Annotated in this window: 16 protein-coding genes and 2 tRNA genes; 15 read left to right on the forward strand and 3 right to left on the reverse strand. The window is 69.4% G+C overall.

Features of this window, described 5'->3' with window-relative positions; translation table 11 throughout:
- Positions 1-354: 354 nt before the first annotated feature.
- The gene (locus MKK58_RS10160) at positions 355-1,755 is read right to left on the reverse strand and encodes a sensor histidine kinase (protein ID WP_243911963.1); all 1,401 of its coding nucleotides are present in this window, start codon (positions 1,753-1,755) and stop codon (positions 355-357) included.
- Entirely contained in the window at positions 1,755-2,423 is a 669-nt protein-coding gene (locus MKK58_RS10165; protein WP_243911964.1) for a response regulator transcription factor, read from the reverse strand. Before MKK58_RS10165 ends, MKK58_RS10160 begins: the two co-directional genes overlap by 1 nt.
- Before the next feature lie 173 nt (positions 2,424-2,596).
- Here MKK58_RS10165 and MKK58_RS10170 point away from each other — a divergent pair, with 173 nt between their 5' ends.
- The 11 genes from MKK58_RS10170 to MKK58_RS10220 all read left to right on the forward strand — a co-directional run bounded on the left by MKK58_RS10170 (position 2,597) and on the right by MKK58_RS10220 (position 11,408).
- Positions 2,597-3,241: a DNA-binding protein gene (locus MKK58_RS10170; RefSeq protein ID WP_243911965.1), complete on the forward strand. Its 645-nt coding sequence runs from the start codon at positions 2,597-2,599 to the stop codon at positions 3,239-3,241.
- Between the two features lie 44 nt (positions 3,242-3,285).
- Complete coding sequence (locus tag MKK58_RS10175) at positions 3,286-3,636, forward strand: hypothetical protein (protein WP_243911966.1); 351 nt, start codon at positions 3,286-3,288, stop codon at positions 3,634-3,636.
- Positions 3,637-3,912: 276 nt separating this feature from the next.
- Complete coding sequence (locus MKK58_RS10180; RefSeq protein ID WP_243911967.1) at positions 3,913-4,326, forward strand: EF-hand domain-containing protein; 414 nt, start codon at positions 3,913-3,915, stop codon at positions 4,324-4,326.
- A gap of 215 nt (positions 4,327-4,541) precedes the next feature.
- Complete coding sequence (locus tag MKK58_RS10185) at positions 4,542-5,459, forward strand: branched-chain amino acid ABC transporter permease (RefSeq protein WP_243911968.1); 918 nt, start codon at positions 4,542-4,544, stop codon at positions 5,457-5,459.
- Positions 5,460-5,564: 105 nt separating this feature from the next.
- Positions 5,565-6,863 (forward strand): high-affinity branched-chain amino acid ABC transporter permease LivM, encoded by a 1,299-nt coding sequence (livM, locus tag MKK58_RS10190; protein ID WP_243911993.1) that lies wholly within the window; start codon positions 5,565-5,567, stop codon positions 6,861-6,863.
- Positions 6,860-7,780: an ABC transporter ATP-binding protein gene (locus MKK58_RS10195; RefSeq protein WP_279578313.1), complete on the forward strand. Its 921-nt coding sequence runs from the start codon at positions 6,860-6,862 to the stop codon at positions 7,778-7,780. Before livM ends, MKK58_RS10195 begins: the two co-directional genes overlap by 4 nt.
- Positions 7,777-8,574, forward strand: a complete 798-nt coding sequence (locus tag MKK58_RS10200; RefSeq protein WP_243911969.1) for an ABC transporter ATP-binding protein — start codon at positions 7,777-7,779, stop codon at positions 8,572-8,574. Before MKK58_RS10195 ends, MKK58_RS10200 begins: the two co-directional genes overlap by 4 nt.
- A gap of 2 nt (positions 8,575-8,576) precedes the next feature.
- Positions 8,577-8,942 carry a DUF6867 family protein gene (locus MKK58_RS10205; RefSeq protein WP_243911970.1) on the forward strand — a complete coding sequence of 122 codons (366 nt, stop codon included), beginning with the start codon at positions 8,577-8,579 and terminating at the stop codon, positions 8,940-8,942.
- Positions 8,943-9,027: 85 nt separating this feature from the next.
- Complete coding sequence (locus MKK58_RS10210) at positions 9,028-10,149, forward strand: branched-chain amino acid ABC transporter substrate-binding protein (RefSeq protein ID WP_243911971.1); 1,122 nt, start codon at positions 9,028-9,030, stop codon at positions 10,147-10,149.
- A 257-nt stretch (positions 10,150-10,406) separates the two neighbouring features.
- Complete coding sequence (locus MKK58_RS10215; RefSeq protein ID WP_243911972.1) at positions 10,407-10,595, forward strand: hypothetical protein; 189 nt, start codon at positions 10,407-10,409, stop codon at positions 10,593-10,595.
- Between the two features lie 171 nt (positions 10,596-10,766).
- Positions 10,767-11,408 carry a DedA family protein gene (locus MKK58_RS10220; RefSeq protein WP_243911973.1) on the forward strand — a complete coding sequence of 214 codons (642 nt, stop codon included), beginning with the start codon at positions 10,767-10,769 and terminating at the stop codon, positions 11,406-11,408.
- Positions 11,409-11,645: 237 nt separating this feature from the next.
- Here the strand turns inward: MKK58_RS10220 and MKK58_RS10225 are convergent.
- Positions 11,646-11,721, reverse strand: a tRNA-Asn gene (locus tag MKK58_RS10225).
- Between the two features lie 286 nt (positions 11,722-12,007).
- On the opposite strand from MKK58_RS10225, the gene MKK58_RS10230 reads away from it, so the two are divergent.
- The 4 genes from MKK58_RS10230 (at position 12,008) to MKK58_RS10245 (ending at position 15,441) form a co-directional block, all read left to right on the forward strand.
- Positions 12,008-12,081, forward strand: a tRNA-Cys gene (locus tag MKK58_RS10230).
- Positions 12,082-12,327: 246 nt separating this feature from the next.
- Positions 12,328-12,978 (forward strand): protein-L-isoaspartate O-methyltransferase family protein, encoded by a 651-nt coding sequence (locus tag MKK58_RS10235; protein ID WP_243911974.1) that lies wholly within the window; start codon positions 12,328-12,330, stop codon positions 12,976-12,978.
- A 295-nt stretch (positions 12,979-13,273) separates the two neighbouring features.
- Complete coding sequence (locus tag MKK58_RS10240; RefSeq protein WP_243911975.1) at positions 13,274-14,668, forward strand: TolC family outer membrane protein; 1,395 nt, start codon at positions 13,274-13,276, stop codon at positions 14,666-14,668.
- A 170-nt stretch (positions 14,669-14,838) separates the two neighbouring features.
- On the forward strand, positions 14,839-15,441 hold the full coding sequence (locus MKK58_RS10245; RefSeq protein WP_279578314.1) for a PopZ family protein: 603 nt from the start codon (positions 14,839-14,841) through the stop codon (positions 15,439-15,441).
- Positions 15,442-15,522: the final 81 nt, after the last annotated feature.

A 15,522-nucleotide genomic window follows, 5' to 3' on the forward strand; every position in this document is an offset into this window, starting at 1 on the left:
AACAGACCCGGCGTTTCCACCAAATCCGTGTGAGCTCTCGAAACGTGTCAGCAATCGTCTCACGATCCCCATTACAGGAATCCGCAAGAGCAAATACGCCGCCCACGCTTCTCTTTCTCAGATTCACTTGTCAAAGAACAAAAGCCCAGGCCAAAACCCAGACCCACACCAACAGACAAAAACAGAAGCGCCGCCCAGCTCGTCGCCGGAGCAACCCTTCCCAATCATCCAAAGAAGCGCCAGTCAGCCGCCAAATCCCTTGGCCGCCGCCGATGAACAGCCCTATACGGACACCAACAAACACCGTCAACCCAAAACGCAAACCTTTTGTGACGGACCGCGGATGTCCGCGTGTCACGCCGGCAGGGCGAGATGCGCGCTCAAGCCGCCGAGATCCGAGCGGCCGAGATCGAGCGCCCCACCGTAGAGCTCAGCGAGTTCCCGGGTGATCGAGAGGCCGAATCCATGGCCCGGCACGCTTTCGTCGAGGCGTCCCCCGCGCCGCAGCGCCATGGCGGCGGCGGCCGCGTCGAGGCCGGGGCCGTCGTCCTCCACCGTCACCACGACCCCGTCATCGGTCGCGCGAGCGGTGATGCGGATATGGGCGCGGCTCCACTGGCAGGCATTGTCGATCAGGTTGCCCAGCATCTCGTCGATGTCCTGCGCGTCGCAGGCCGCCGCGAGGCCCGGCGCCACGTCCTGCGCGATGGCGAGATCCTTGGCCGCATAGAGCCGCGCGAAGGTCGCGGCCAGATCGGCCACCGCGCCGGCGAGGTCGGTTCGCGCGCGGCCCGGTCCCCCGAGGGCGGCGGCGCGGGCTCGACGCAGGTGATGGCGCACGCGCCGGTCCATGCCGGAGACGAGGTTCGCGAGGGCGCCGTCAGGGTCCCGGCCGGGGTCGGCCAGGGCGAGGCTCAGGGTGGCGAGCGGGGTTTTCAGGCCATGGGCGAGATTGGCCACATGGGTGCGGGCCCGTTCGAGATTGGCGGCGTTCTGGTCGAGGAGCGCATTCACCTCCGCCGCGAGGGGGCGGATCTCGGAGGGCTGCGGACCCGGGATGCAGGGCTCACGGCCCGCCCGCACCGCCGCGAGGTCCCGGCGCAGGCGCTCCAGGGGCCTCAGGCCGAGGCGCACCTGTGCCACGAGCCCGGCCATGAGGCAGAGGCCGAGGATACCGAGGATCGCCGCCAGGGCGAGGCCGGCCTCGCGCAGAGGCCCAGCCAGGGCCCGGGCGGGGGCCGAGGCGACCAGGATCGCGGGCGGGCTGTCCCCCGTCGGTGGCAGGTCGAGGATACGCAGGATCAGCGCGTCGCCCCAGGGGCCGGTGCCATCGGCCGGCCGGGGCCGATCCGGGTCGCGGGGTCGAGGCGCATCGTCGGGCAGCGCGAGATCGCGACCTTCCAGGGAGCCGGAGCGTAGAACGCTGCGGCCCTGCCGCACCTGCCAGTGCCACCCGCCGCGATCCCGGTCGAAGGGCGGCCCGTCGAGATTGCGGTCGAGGCGCAGGCGGTCGCCCGGTCCGCGTTCCAGGCTCGCCGCGATGGCGACGAGCTGGCTGTCGAGGCGGCTGTCGAGCTGGCCACGGACGAAACGGTGCAGGATCAGCCCGATCGCCAGCCCCGCCACCACCAGGGCCGCCGTGACGAGGGCGAGGGCGGCAAGGAGCAGGCGACGCTGGAGGGAACCGAGATGGAACAGCCCGGTCGGCCCGGGCGGCCCGGGCGGCGGGTGACCCGGTCCACGCGGCGGCGGCATCAGGCGGGCTCGCCGGGGTGCAGCTGGTAGCCGTGGCCGCGCACGCCCTCGATGCGGGCGGGAGCGATCTTGCGGCGCAGGCGGGTGATGATGACCTCGACGGAGTTCGAATCCACATCGGCGTCGCCGTCATAGACCCGCTCGATCAGCTGGCCGCGCGGCATCACCCCGTCCTTGTGCAGGATCAGGCAGGAAAGGACGCGCCATTCGAGGCCGGTGAGCTTCAGGGGAAGGCCGTCGCGCTCGAAGGTGCCGAGGCCGGACTCGTAGGTGAGGGGCCCACAGGTGACGCGGGCGGCCCCGTGCGCCGTCGCCCGGCGTACCAGGGCGCGCAGGCGGATCACCAGTTCCTCCACCCGGAACGGCTTGACGAGGAAGTCGTCGGCGCCCGCCTTGAAACCCGCGACCTTGTCGCTCCAGCCGTCCCGCGCCGTGAGGATGAGGACCGGGACCGTCAGCCCCGCCGTCCGCCACGCCTTGAGGACCGAGAGGCCGTCGCGCTTGGGCAGGCCGAGGTCGAGCACCACCGCGTCGTAGGTCTCGGTCTCGCCGAGATGCTGCGCGTCCTCGCCGTTCGCGGCGTGGTCGAGGGCGAAGTTCTCGGCCCGCAGGGCCTTGGCGATCTCGGCGGCGAGGGCTGTGTCGTCCTCCACCAGCAGGAGTTTCATGGGGCGTGTCCGTGGGTGGAAGGCAGGGGCGCAAGGGCGGAGGCGAAGGGCGAGCGGCCTACGCCGCGTCGTTTAACGGGGGCTGAACCGTCCGGTTCAGTCCGGGTTCGTGGCCCCGGCCTAGAACGGCCTCAACCCGAGAGGGCGCCTTGAACCCGAGAAGGACAGACGTCATGACCGAGACCCACGAGACCTCCAGCCCCGCCGTCACCCCGACCCCGAAGCGCTCGCGCCGGGCCCTCGTCGCCGGCGCCATCGCGGCCCCCCTTGCCTTCGGTGCGATCGGCCTGTCGCTGGCCCAGAACGGCGCCTCCGTGATGACGCCGGTGGCGCCCACCGCGATCGCGGCCCTGAAACCGTCGGGCTCCATCGCCGCCAAGGGCGACGTCGCCGAGATCTACGGCAACAAGTTCGTGATGCAGGACGGCACCGGCAAGGCGCTGGTCGAGACCGGCCGCCAGGGGGAGGGGGGCACCCTCGTCAAGGCGGGCGAGGCCGTCACCGTGCAGGGCCGGTTCGAGAACGGCTTCCTGCATGCCCTGCTGATCACCCGCGCGGAGGGCAGCCAGGTCCGCGTCGGCCCCGCCGGCGGCCCGCCCGCCGGCACCCTCGACTGGGCCCGGGACCGGGTCGGCCTCGGGCCGACCCCCGACGTGCCGGCCCTGACCGCCGGGGTCGCGGCCGCGGGCTATTCCGACATTCGCGTCGTCGGGCGGGGTCCGCGCCACCTCGAGATCGCGGCGCGCGGCAGCGATGGCCGCGAGCGCCAGCTCCATGTCGGCTTCGACGGACAGGTCCGCGAGAAGCGGGTCTTCTAAGCGAACGCCCATCCCTTTCCCCTCGAGCCCGAAGGACATCGACCATGACGAAGACCAGAGCCCTCCTCGCCGCCGCCGCGATCCTCGTCGCCGGCGCGGCCGTCGCACAGCCGGCTCCGCCCCCGGGGGGCCCGCGTCCCGGGCCGGAGGCCGGAGGCCCCCCCGGCGGTCCCCGCCGCGGCCCCGATGCGCCACCTCCGCCGCCGGCGAAGGCCGCGCACTTCCGCCTGGAGCGGGGCGAGACCGCCCTCGACGTGAAATGCGCCGACGACGAGCCCATGAAGGCCTGCGCCGACCTCACCCTGCAGATGCTCGACCGCCTCGCCGCACTGCCGGGCCAGCCGAAACCCGATGCGCCCCGGCCGGACGCTCCGCCCCGGCCCGACGCCCGCTGACCCGATCCAGGGTCCGCATCCGTCGTCGAACCGGCGACCCCTTCGGTGATGGATGCGGACGCAGCCAAGTGCGCGGACGCGGCGGCTCATGGGCCACCGCGTCTCTGGCCAACGACAGACAACCCTCGGCGCGGATGAGCCGGCCGCCCATCGTGGAGCGGTATTGTCGCAGGACCAGCGCCGACGACGCGATACTGCATTGCAATATAAATCCTTCTGCGCGGTCGCAACGCATGGTAGCGAGGGAGCCGTTTTTGTCTGCACGGAGCCATTCGCATGTCCAACGTCTCCCGCCTCGCCGCCATCCTGGGCGCCGCTGCCCTCGCGCTTCCCCTGACCCTGCCGGCCTCGGCCAAGGGTCCGGGCGCGTCGAAGGTCATCTCGATGGTCGACACCGACAACGACGGCACCATCGACCTCAAGGAAGCCCAGGCCGTGGCCGGCGCCCTGTTCGACAAGCTCGAATCCGATAAGGACGGCACGGTCGACGCCAAGGAACTCCAGGGCCGCGTCAGCAAGAAGGCTCTGAAGGCCGCCGACCCGGATTCGGACGGCACCCTCGACAAGACCGAGTTCCTCGCGCTGGTGGAGGCCCGCTTCAAGGCCGCCGATCCGGACAACGACGGCACCCTCGACGCCAAGGAGCTGAAGACCCCGGCCGGCAAGGCGCTGGTCTCCCTCCTCAAGTAAGTCCGGCCGGTGCCGTCGCACCGGACCCTAGCCCGCTTCCGAGCCGGCCCGGCGCCTTCAGCGCCGGGCCGCGCGCGTTTCAGGACCGAGGGAAGCTCACGCCCGGACCCGCGGCAAGGATTGACCGGAGGCGGTTGTTCAGAACATTCCAGGCTGGCACGCCATTCGCAAACCCCGTTCGCGAATGGCCGCAGCGCCGAAACGAAGGCCGGTTCATGGAATTCTTCGCCCAGCAGTTCATCAACGGCCTGACGCTCGGGTCGATCTACGGGCTGATCGCCCTGGGCTACACCATGGTCTTCGGCATCATCGGGATGGTGAACTTTGCCCACGGCGACGTCTTCATGCTCTCATCCTTCATCGCGCTGATCTTCTTCCTGATCCTCACATCCTGGCTCGGGCTCACCTCGGTCGCCCTGGTGTTCCTCATCGTGCTCATCGTAGCGATGATCCTGACCGCGCTCTGGGGCTGGGCGATCGAGCGGGTGGCCTACCGGCCCCTGCGGGGCTCCTTCCGGCTCGCGCCGCTGATCTCGGCCATCGGCGTGTCGATCTTCCTGTCGAACTTCGTCCAGGTGGTGCAGGGCGCCCGCAACAAGCCGGTGCCGCCCCTGGTCCGCGACGTCATCGTGCTCTACCAGAACGAGCAGTACACGGTGACCCTGTCCTACAAGCAGGCGATCATCATGACGACGACGGCGCTGCTGCTCGCCGGCTTCTGGTACCTCGTGCAGCGCACCTCCTTCGGGCGGGCCCAGCGCGCCTGCGAGCAGGACCGGCGCATGGCGGCGCTGCTCGGGATCAACGTCGATCGCACGATCTCGCTGACCTTCGTGCTCGGAGCGGCCCTCGCGGCGGTCGCCGGCACCCTCTACCTCCTTTATTACGGCGTGGTCTCGTTCTCGGACGGTTTCGTGCCCGGCGTGAAGGCCTTCACGGCCGCCGTCCTCGGGGGCATCGGCTCGTTGCCCGGCGCGGTGCTGGGCGGCCTCATCATCGGTCTCATCGAGACCTTCTGGTCGGCCTACTTCTCGATCGAGTACAAGGACGTGGCCGCGTTCCTGATCCTCATCGTGGTGCTGATCTTCAAACCATCCGGCATCCTCGGACGCCCCGAAGTCGAGAAGGTCTGAGCCGTGGCGCAAGGATCGACGACGCAAGGATCGACGACTCACGGATCGACCATCGGCGCGGTGGCCCCCACCGTGGCCCGGCGCTCCGGCGCGGCGCTGCCCGAGATGCTCAAGGATTCGGCACTCTTCGCCCTGGTGACGCTGGGCCTGAGCATCCCGGTGGTGGCCTACCGGACGGATCTCGGGCAGGGCACCGGCCTCGAACTCACCGGCCGCTGGGGCGTCGTCGCCGGCCTGTGCCTCGCGGTCTTCGTGCTGCGCCTCGGCCAGCGGCTGCTCCTCGGCGAGGTCGCGCGGCGGCGGGAGGTGCACCGTCTCGCCACCGTCGACGCGGCTCCGGTCGTCGCCCGGGCCGGCCGGGTGCTCGGCCCGCTGACCCTGTTCGTGGCGCTGACCCTGCCGCTGCTGGCCGCCCTCGCATCGGGGGGCCTGTCGGAGGGGCGCTACTGGATCGACCTCGGCATCCTCATCCTCACCTACGTCATGCTGGGTTGGGGCCTGAACATCGTCGTCGGCCTCGCCGGCCTCCTCGACCTCGGCTACGTCGCATTCTACGCGGTGGGGGCCTATTCCTACGCGCTGCTCTCCACCGTGTTCGGCCTCTCGTTCTGGATCTGCCTGCCCCTGGCGGGCCTGTTCGCCGCCGCCTTCGGCGTGCTCCTGGGCTTCCCGGTGCTGCGCCTGCGGGGCGATTACCTCGCTATCGTGACGCTGGCCTTCGGCGAGATCATCCGTCTCGTCCTCATCAACTGGGTCGACTTCTCGGGCGGTGCGGCCGGTCTCTCCTCGATCCCGCGCGCCAGCTTCTTCGGCATTCCCTTCACGGCCGGGGAGGGCGGCTTCGCCCAGACCTTCGGGCTCGCCTTCAGCCCGATGCACCGCATCGTCTTCCTCTATTACCTGATCCTGGCGCTGGCCCTGATCACCAACCTGGTGACGCTGCGCATGCGCCGCCTGCCCCTGGGGCGCGCCTGGGAGGCCCTGCGCGAGGACGAGATCGCCTGCCGGTCGCTGGGCATCGACACCACCATGACCAAGCTCACCGCCTTCGCGCTCGGCGCCATGTTCGCGGGCTTCGCCGGTTCGTTCTTCGCCGTGCGGCAGGGCTTCGTTTCGCCGGAGAGCTTCAACTTCCTGGAGAGCGCGATCATCCTGGCCATCGTGGTGCTCGGCGGCATGGGCAGCCAGATCGGAGTGGCCATCGCCGCCATCGTGATGGTCGGGGCGCCCGAATTGCTGCGCAACCTCACCTTCCTGAAGGCCGTGTTCGGCGAGGGCTTCGACCCGAACGAGTACCGCCTGCTGCTGTTCGGACTCGCCATGGTCTGCATGATGGTCTGGCGACCGCGCGGGCTCATCTCGGAGCGCACGCCCTCCGTCCGCCTCGGAAACCGCGCCGCATGACCCTCGCCACGGGAATCACCCGCCTCGCCACCGTTCAGGACGAGCCCCCGGCCGCGATCTCAGGCGGCCCGGCCGACCCGATCCTGGTGGTCGACCACCTGACCATGCGCTTCGGCGGCCTGACCGCCGTGGGCGACCTCTCGTTCAAGGTCGGGCGCGGCGACATCACGGCGCTGATCGGCCCGAACGGCGCCGGCAAGACCACGGTCTTCAACTGCATCACCGGCTTCTACAAGCCGACCGAGGGCATGATCCGCCTGCGCCAAGAGGGCGGCGAGACCTACCTGCTGGAGCGCCTGCCCGGCCACGACGTCAACCGCCTCGCCCGCGTCGCCCGCACCTTTCAGAACATCCGCCTGTTTCCGCAGATGACCGTGCTGGAGAACCTGCTGGTGGCCATGCACAAGCCGCTGATGCGGGCCTCGGGCTTCTCCCTGGCGGGCATCCTGGGCCTGCCGGGCTATCGCCGGGCGCAAGCCGAGGCGATCGAGAAGGCCGCCGCCTGGATCGCCCGCATCGGGCTGACCCACCGAGCCGACGAGCCAGCGGGCGATCTGCCCTACGGCGACCAGCGCCGCCTGGAGATCGCGCGGGCCATGTGCACGGACCCCGTCCTGCTCTGCCTCGACGAACCGGCCGCGGGCCTCAACCCGCGCGAATCGGCAGACCTCAACACCCTCCTGCGCATGATCCGCGACGATTACGGGACCTCGGTGCTGCTGATCGAGCACGACATGTCGGTGGTGATGCAGATCTCCGACCGGATCGTGGTGCTCGATTACGGCATCAAGATCGCCGACGGGACGCCGGACGAAATCCGCAACGACACCCGGGTGATCGCGGCCTATCTCGGCGTCGACGACGAGGAGGTGGCGGCGGTGGAAGCGGAAGTCGGTCTCGCGGGAGCCCCAGCATGAGCGTCGCGGGCATCAACGTGCTGGTGGACGAGACCCGCGCCCGGATGGCGCAGGCGGACACCCAGGCCGGCAAGGCGCCGCTCCTCAGCGTGCGCGGGGTCTCGGCCTATTACGGCAGCATCCGGGCCCTGAAGGGGGTCGACGTCGACGTGCACGAGGGCGAGATCGTGGCGCTGATCGGCGCCAACGGGGCCGGCAAGTCGACCCTGATGATGACGATCTTCGGCCAGCCCCAGGCGCGCGAGGGCACCATCACCTTCGCAGGACAGGACATCACCAAACTGCCGACCCACGAGATCGCCCGGCTCAACCTGGCGCAGTCGCCGGAGGGACGGCGGATCTTCTCCCGCATGACCGTGCGGGAGAATCTGCAGATGGGAGCGGCGGTGAATGGCGGGCGTCACTTCGCCGAGGACCTCGAGCGGATGTGCACCCTGTTCCCGCGCCTGGCCGAGCGCATCGACCAGCGCGGCGGCACCATGTCGGGCGGCGAGCAGCAGATGCTCGCCATCGCCCGCGCGCTCATGAGCCGGCCGCGCCTGCTCATGCTCGACGAGCCCTCGCTGGGCTTGGCGCCGCTGGTGGTCAAGCAGATCTTCTCGGCCGTGCGCGACCTCAACGCCCGCGAGGGGCTGACCGTATTCATCGTCGAACAGAACGCCTATCATGCCCTCAAGCTCGCGCATCGCGGCTACGTCATGGTCAACGGCGCCGTCACCATGAGCGGCACCGGACAGGCGCTCCTCGACGACCCACAGGTCAAGGCCGCCTATCTCGAAGGGGGATCGCACTGAGCATGGGCGACGGTTTCAGCCTCGATCTGCGCACCCTCGGCATCTTCCTCCTCATCACCGTGGCGATGGGGGGCGGTGCGGCCTGGATGACCGGCAGCGGGCTCGCCCGCGGCTGGCGCCCGTTCTGGCACTGTGCCCTGGCGCTCCTCCTCATCGCGGCGGTGACGCGCTTCCTGCACTACGCCCTGTTCGAGGACCCGCTGCTGTCGCTGCCGGCCTACCTGGTCGACGCGGCGGTCGTCCTCGCCATCGGGGCCGTGGCCTACCGCTACACCCGCACCGGACAGATGACCCGGCAATATGCCTGGCTCTACGAGCGCACCGGCCCGCTGAGCTGGCGGGATCGGATGAGCGCGCCGACGCCCTGAGGGCCCGGCGCGAGACCACACCGCGTTTGGCGACCCGTCCGGCGAAGCGAACGCCCGGCCCGGCGCCGCAAGAGGGGAAACGAGCATGAAGTCACTGTTTTCAGCCGGTGTCGCCCTCAGCCTGATGCTGGCGGCCACCGCCGCCCAGGCCGAGATCAAGATCGGCGTGGTCGTCCCCGTCACCGGCCCGAACGCCGCCTTCGGCGCGCAGATCAAGACCGGCGCGCAGCAGGCCATCGCGGACATCAACAAGGCTGGCGGCGTCAACGGCGAGAAGCTGGTGATGACGGTCGGCGACGACGCCTCCGACCCCAAGCAGGGCGTCTCGGTGGCCAACAAGTTCGCGTCGGAAGGCGTGAAGGCCGTGGTCGGCGCCTTCAATTCCGGCGTGTCGATCCCGGTCTCCGACGTGCTGCAGGAAGCCGGAATTGTCGAGGTCAGCCCGGCCTCCACGGCGATCAAATACACCGAGCGCGGCAACTGGAACACCTTCCGCACCTGCGGACGCGACGACCAGCAGGGCGCCGTGGCGGGCGCCTACCTCGCCGACAAGTTCAAGGGCAAGAAGATCGCCTTCGTCCATGACAAGACCCCCTACGGCAAGGGCCTGGCCGACGAGACCCTGAAGGCCCTGAAGGCCAAGGGCGGCTCGAACGTGCTCTACGAGGGCATCAACCCAGGCGAGAAGGATTTTTCCGCCCTGGTCTCGAAGTTGAAGCAAGCCAATGTCGACGTGATCTACTTCGGCGGCCTCTACACCGAGGCCGGCCTGCTGATTCGCCAGATGCGCGACCAGAGCCTCAAGGCCCCGCTGATGGGGGGCGACGGCATCGCCGACCGCGAGTTCGCCCAGGTGGCGGGCCCGGGCTCGGACGGCACCCTGATGACCTTCTCGCCGGATGCCCGCAAGAACCCGAAGGCGAAGGCCACCATCGACGCCTTCAAGGCGATGAACTTCGACCCCGAGGGCTACACGCTCTATTCCTACGCCGCCACGCAGATCCTCGCCGAAGCGATGAAGGCGACGAAGTCCACCGACGGCCAGAAGGTCGCCGCCTACATGCGCGAGGGCAAGCCCTTCAACACGGTGATCGGCGACATCGCCTACGACAAGAAGGGCGACATCACCCGGCCGGACTACGTGATGTACATGTGGAAGAAGGGCGCCGACGGCTCCATCAACTACGCCGGCAACGAGCAGCCGTAAGCAGTGCCGGCTTCGTGGCCGATCCGGGCCGGGGGCGCGTTCCCCCGGCCTTTTTTCTGCGTGAATGTGCGATCCCGCCCCAGGGGAACGGGTCTCGTGACGCCGCGACGACGGAGCGGTGACCGTTCGGCGACGAGGCGCCCGGTCACCGCATGTCAGACCTGCCCACATCGTGGGAACGCGAGGGTTAACGGATCGCGTTCGTTCGGCTACCCCAAGCTGTGCCGTAGTGATGGCATCGCACTTGAGGAGCCTGGATGACCAAAGACGTGCAGCACGATCGCTCTGCCTCGCCGCTCGCATCCGTCTCTGACGAGATCTACTCTCCCCTCCAGAACCAAAGCCCGGACAGACCGGGCGAAGACGCTCCGGCCCCCGTGCCGGATGCACAGACCACCTCGACTTTCGAAAGCGACAGCTTCGCGGGCTTCGGCTCCTTCGGCTGATCCGCGAGCGCGCAGCGCTCCGAACTGTCCGGAAGGCCGGACCGGTGGCGCCGCGCGCTCGACCTCATGACGAAGTCTCCGCGTCGCGTGGCCCGGCACCGCCACGGACGAGCCCCGCTCCCGCCATGATCCCCCGCTCTGTGTCGCGGGATCATCGATGCGGGAATGCTGATGTCCTTTCTCTCGAACCTGCCCATCGCCGACCTGATCGCCAGCTACGGCTACCTCGCGATCTTCGTCGTCATCGCCCTCGAAAGCGCCGGCGTGCCGTTGCCCGGCGAGACGATCCTGATCTCCTCGGCGGTCTATGCCGGCAGCACCGGCCAACTGAACATCGGCCTCATCATCCTGGCCGCCGCGGCGGCCGCGATCCTGGGCGACAATCTCGGCTACTGGGTCGGCCGCCGCTGGGGGATGCCGCTCCTGCTGCGCTACGGCCATCTCATCGCCCTCGATCACGGCCGGCTCAAGCTCGGGCAGTACCTGTTCCGCGAGCATGGCGGGAAGATCGTGTTCTTCGGCCGCTTCACCGCGATGCTGCGCGCCTACGCGGCGGTGCTCGCCGGCGTGAACAAGCTCGATGCGCGCCGCTTCCTCATCTTCAACGGCCTCGGCGGCATCGCCTGGGCGACGATCATGGGCCTCGGCTCGTACTTCTGCGGCCGCTCCATCGAGCACATCGCCGGCCCGGTCGGCCTCGCCCTCCTGGCGCTGGTGATCTTCGGCGGCCTCGCCCTGTGGCTGTTCGTGCGCAAGCACGAGACCCGGCTCCTCGCCGAGGCCGAGACCGCGATCCCCGGCCCGCTGGCCTGACCGCATGCGCCGATCCGAAAAACCCCCGCCGGTCCATGACCGGCGGGGGTTTTTCGACGCGAGGCTTCGGGAGACCGAGCCGGATGCGGAGCACCGGACGCGAGCAAAAACGGCGCCGAAGGAGCGGCGCGGATGATGCAGACAGGATATGAGAGGAACGCGGCGCCTGATCCCACAGGATCGGCCCTGCCGGTATAGCCAGTCCACCAAGTGAACGGCTAAGTCTTGAAGAAGGTTTGGCTCCCCGAGCAGGACTCGAACCTGCGACAAAGCGATTAACAGTCGCTTGCTCTACCAACTGAGCTATCGGGGACCGCGATCGGGGGTCTACACAGCACATCGCCGGGACGCAAGGGTGTCCGGGCCAGGGATTTGACGAATCCGTCATATTTTTTGGCCGCCCCCTACGCGTGCGGTCCGGTTCCGCCCGATTGCGCCTCCGCCGCGGGGCCTCGCCGGAGAATTGCATCCCTTTTTGCGAAGATCGTCCAAAGGCCGTTGCCCTCGCGCCCGGGCCTCTGCTAGAGACCGCTCTCCCCGAGCCGGCCGCCCGGACGGGGGTCGCCGAGAGGGCCCGATCCGTCGGGCCGCGCGACAGAGGCCTCGTGGCGGAGTGGTTACGCAGAGGACTGCAAATCCTTGCACCCCGGTTCGATTCCGGGCGAGGCCTCCAAGAATTTTTCCCGCACAGCGCTGCAACGGGCGGTCCATCGATCCGATGGCTGAAGCCTCGCGCGCTGCGGCACGGGACCGACCGACCCAGTCCGACACCCTGCGCATGGCGAACGGCCCGTCGCGAACCTTGCGTTTTGCGGGTCGATCCACGACAAACTCCCAAGCTTCGGGAGGGCCGTCCGGCCCTCCCGAGGGGACAGACCGGCGCCCGGCGCCGGACCAGCGTCGAGGGAAGACGGCACCCATGCTCGATTACGCGCAGGCGCGACGCCTCATGGTCGATTGTCAGTTGCGGACCTTCGACGTGAACGACGTCCCGGTCCTCGACGCGTTCGGGGAGATTGCCCGCGAGGCCTTCGTGCCGCCGGGGCGCGAGGACTTCGCCTATATCGATCAGACCCTGCGGCTCGGCCCCCAGGGCCGCGCGATGCCGGCACCGATGCTGCTGGCGCGCATGATCCAGGCCCTGGCGATCCAGCCGGGCGAGAAGGCCCTCGATGTCGGCACGGGCTACGGCTACGGCGCCGCCATCCTGAGCCGGGTCGGCGCCCAGGTGACGGCCCTCGAATCCGACCCGGACCTCGCGGCCAGCGCCCGCACCCGCCTCGCCGCCTTCGACGGGATCGCGGTCGTGGAGGCCCCCCTGGAGACCGGCGATGCCAAGTCCGGTCCTTACGACGGCATCCTGGTGAACGGCCGGATCGAGACCCGGCCCCAGGCGCTCCTGGAGCAGCTGACGGATGGCGGCCGTCTCGTCTGCGTGATGGGCCGGGACCGGGCCGCCAAGGCGACCCTGTTCGTGCGGGCCGGCGATGCGTTCGGCGCGCGCCCGCTCTTCGATGCGGCCCTCCCGGCGCTGGGCGCCTACGCGGCAGAGGCCGGATTCGCCTTCTGAGGGTAGCCCGAACCCCGTCGCAATCCCCCTGCGGGGCGGGTCTCATGCCCCCGCGGCACCCGTTGGTGTGACCCTTGAGGGGCATCGACGGAAGTCGGTCCGCCGCAGCGCCTGGCGCATCCCCGGTGTCGCTTTTTTGTGGCACCCCCGGCCATTCGTGCAGTGCGCAGGAACCAGCCGGTGCTCCGTCAACGAAGGTCGGCTAGACTTGGCGCCGAGGCGGGCAATCCGGATCGCGTCCAGGCGCGGCGGCCATTCCAAGGCCGTCCGGTTCATCGAAAAACCGCAAGGGCTGATGAGCGTGAAAGAATCGAGACCTGCGATGCGTGCGCGGCTTCGGCCCGGCGCCGTCGCCGTGCTGGCCTTCGCGTTGGCGAATCCCGCCACGGCCGAGACGCTGGAAAGCGCGCTCTCGCGGGCCTATGCGGCCAATCCCGCCCTGAATTCCGGACGCGCCGGCGTGCGTGCGACCGACGAGAGCGTGGCCCAGGCCAAGTCCGGGTATCGCCCGACCGTGAGCATCGACGCGGATATCGGCCTCTCCCGGACCCAGGGGCAGGTTGCGACCCAACCCATCAACAACGTCACCCGGCCCGGCGGCGCCGGCCTGACCGTGAACCAGACCCTGTTCAACGGCTTTCGCACCGACAACCAGACCCGACAGGCGGAATCGGACGTGCTCCGCGTCCGGGAGGCGCTGCGCGCCACCGAGATGAACACGCTGTTCAACGCCGCTCAGGCCTACATGTTCGTGCTGAGCGACACGGCGAACCTGGAATTGCGCCGCAACAACGTCGAGGTTCTGGAAGAGCAGCTCCGTCAGACGCGCGACCGCTTCAACGTGGGCGAGGTGACCCGCACCGACGTCGCCCAGGCCGAGGCCCGCCTTGCCGGCGCGCGCTCCGAGGTGAGCGGCGCCGAGGCGACGCTGCGCGCCAGCATCGGCAACTACCGGCGCTTCATCGGCGTCGAGCCGCGTCAGCTTGCGCCGGGCCGCCCCCTCGACCGCTACGTGCCCGCGAACCTCGATACGGCGCTTAACATCGGCCTCAAGGAGCACCCGCAGATCGCCTCGGCGCTGCACCTCGTGGACGTGGCCGAAGCGCAGGTGAGGGTGCTCGAGGGCGCGCTCTACCCGACCGCCGGCATTCAGGGCACGGTGCAGCAGCGCTACGACAACCAGTTCCCGGGCGACAACGCGGTCAGCGCGTCCATCGTCGGCCGGCTCTCGATCCCCCTCTACGAGGGCGGACAGACCTACTCGCAGATCCGCCAGGCCAAGGAGACGGTCGGCCAGCGCCGCCTCGATGCCGAGGACACCCGCGATCAGGTCCGCTCGGCGATCGTCACCGCCTGGGGCCGGCTGGAGGCCGCAAAGGCGCAGGTCATCGCCTCGCAGGCGCAGGTGCAGGCCAACGAGGTGGCGCTGAACGGCGTGCGCGAGGAGGCCCGCGTGGGCCAGCGCACCACCCTCGACGTCCTCAACGCGCAGCAGGAACTGCTGAACGCCCGCACCAATCTCATCGTCGCCCAGCGCGACCGGGTGATCTTCTCCTACGGCGTCGTCCAGGCGGTGGGCCGCCTCACCGTGCGCTTCACCGCGCTGCCGGTAGCGGTCTACAGCCCGAAGGAGCACTTCGATCAGGTCAAGGACCTCTGGTACGGCGTGCGCACGCCCGACGGCCGATAGGACCTCCGGGCAACGGGACACCGGAGCAAAAGGATACCGGGGCAGAAGGATATCGGGGATTGGCGGGCTTATCCCGCGCCGCGCGCTGGGCGACGCTTGTGTCCGGATGGGAGCATGAAATACTCGGCCCCGTCAGCAAACGTTTACCCTTTTGACCGAGCATCGTCCGGATGAGTGCAGCGAGCCCCAAGGTGCCGGATAAGGCGCAGGAACCCTCCATGGAGGAGATCCTCGCCTCCATTCGCCGCATCATCGCGGACGACCAGAACGCCAAGGCCGAGGTGGTGGCGCCCCAGCGCTCCGCCCCGCTGCCCGAGAACGACGACGTCCTCGATCTCGCCGAAATCGCCCAGCCCGTGCGAAAGCCCGCTCCCCTGGAGGAGCCCGAGATCGCGTTCCGCAAGGCGCCGATCGAGGACGGGCAGATCGATTTCGACGCGATCTCCTTCGACGACGACGACGAGGACGAGCCGGAGCCTCCGCCGCCGGTCCGGGCCGCCGCCCCCGTGGAGCCGCCGCGCCCTGTGCCGCGGGCACCGGAGCCGGAACCGACGCCCACGGAGCGCCTGACCTCGGCCGTCACCGACGCCAGCGTGGCGCAGGCCTTCCACATGCTGTCCAACACCGTGCTGAGCAGCCAGGCCCGCACCCTCGAAGACCTCGTGCAGGACATGCTCCGGCCGATGCTGAAGGGCTGGCTCGACGAGAACCTGCCGAGCATGGTCGAGCGCCTGGTCCGGGCCGAGATCGAGCGCGTGGCCAGGGGCCGCTAGGGCCACCGACGTCGAATCGCGGGGCTCGCGAGTTGACGCAAGGGCCGTGACGGGTTGAAAGCGGGCCAGCTTCCGCTTCTC

The sequence above is a fragment of the Methylobacterium sp. J-078 genome (assembly GCF_022829285.1).
Lineage (GTDB): Bacteria > Pseudomonadota > Alphaproteobacteria > Rhizobiales > Beijerinckiaceae > Methylobacterium.

Bases quoted from the DNA above. Each gene is read 5' to 3' on its own strand.
- MKK58_RS10160 (WP_243911963.1), bottom strand. From the start codon at position 1,755: ATGCCGCCGCCGCGTGGACCGGGTCACCCGCCGCCCGGGCCGCCCGGG.
- MKK58_RS10165 (WP_243911964.1), bottom strand. From the start codon at position 2,423: ATGAAACTCCTGCTGGTGGAGGACGACACAGCCCTCGCCGCCGAGATC.
- MKK58_RS10170 (WP_243911965.1), top strand. From the start codon at position 2,597: ATGACCGAGACCCACGAGACCTCCAGCCCCGCCGTCACCCCGACCCCG.
- MKK58_RS10175 (WP_243911966.1), top strand. From the start codon at position 3,286: ATGACGAAGACCAGAGCCCTCCTCGCCGCCGCCGCGATCCTCGTCGCC.
- MKK58_RS10180 (WP_243911967.1), top strand. From the start codon at position 3,913: ATGTCCAACGTCTCCCGCCTCGCCGCCATCCTGGGCGCCGCTGCCCTC.
- MKK58_RS10185 (WP_243911968.1), top strand. From the start codon at position 4,542: ATGGAATTCTTCGCCCAGCAGTTCATCAACGGCCTGACGCTCGGGTCG.
- livM (WP_243911993.1), top strand. From the start codon at position 5,565: ATGCTCAAGGATTCGGCACTCTTCGCCCTGGTGACGCTGGGCCTGAGC.
- MKK58_RS10195 (WP_279578313.1), top strand. From the start codon at position 6,860: ATGACCCTCGCCACGGGAATCACCCGCCTCGCCACCGTTCAGGACGAG.
- MKK58_RS10200 (WP_243911969.1), top strand. From the start codon at position 7,777: ATGAGCGTCGCGGGCATCAACGTGCTGGTGGACGAGACCCGCGCCCGG.
- MKK58_RS10205 (WP_243911970.1), top strand. From the start codon at position 8,577: ATGGGCGACGGTTTCAGCCTCGATCTGCGCACCCTCGGCATCTTCCTC.
- MKK58_RS10210 (WP_243911971.1), top strand. From the start codon at position 9,028: ATGAAGTCACTGTTTTCAGCCGGTGTCGCCCTCAGCCTGATGCTGGCG.
- MKK58_RS10215 (WP_243911972.1), top strand. From the start codon at position 10,407: ATGACCAAAGACGTGCAGCACGATCGCTCTGCCTCGCCGCTCGCATCC.
- MKK58_RS10220 (WP_243911973.1), top strand. From the start codon at position 10,767: ATGTCCTTTCTCTCGAACCTGCCCATCGCCGACCTGATCGCCAGCTAC.
- MKK58_RS10235 (WP_243911974.1), top strand. From the start codon at position 12,328: ATGCTCGATTACGCGCAGGCGCGACGCCTCATGGTCGATTGTCAGTTG.
- MKK58_RS10240 (WP_243911975.1), top strand. From the start codon at position 13,274: ATGAGCGTGAAAGAATCGAGACCTGCGATGCGTGCGCGGCTTCGGCCC.
- MKK58_RS10245 (WP_279578314.1), top strand. From the start codon at position 14,839: ATGAGTGCAGCGAGCCCCAAGGTGCCGGATAAGGCGCAGGAACCCTCC.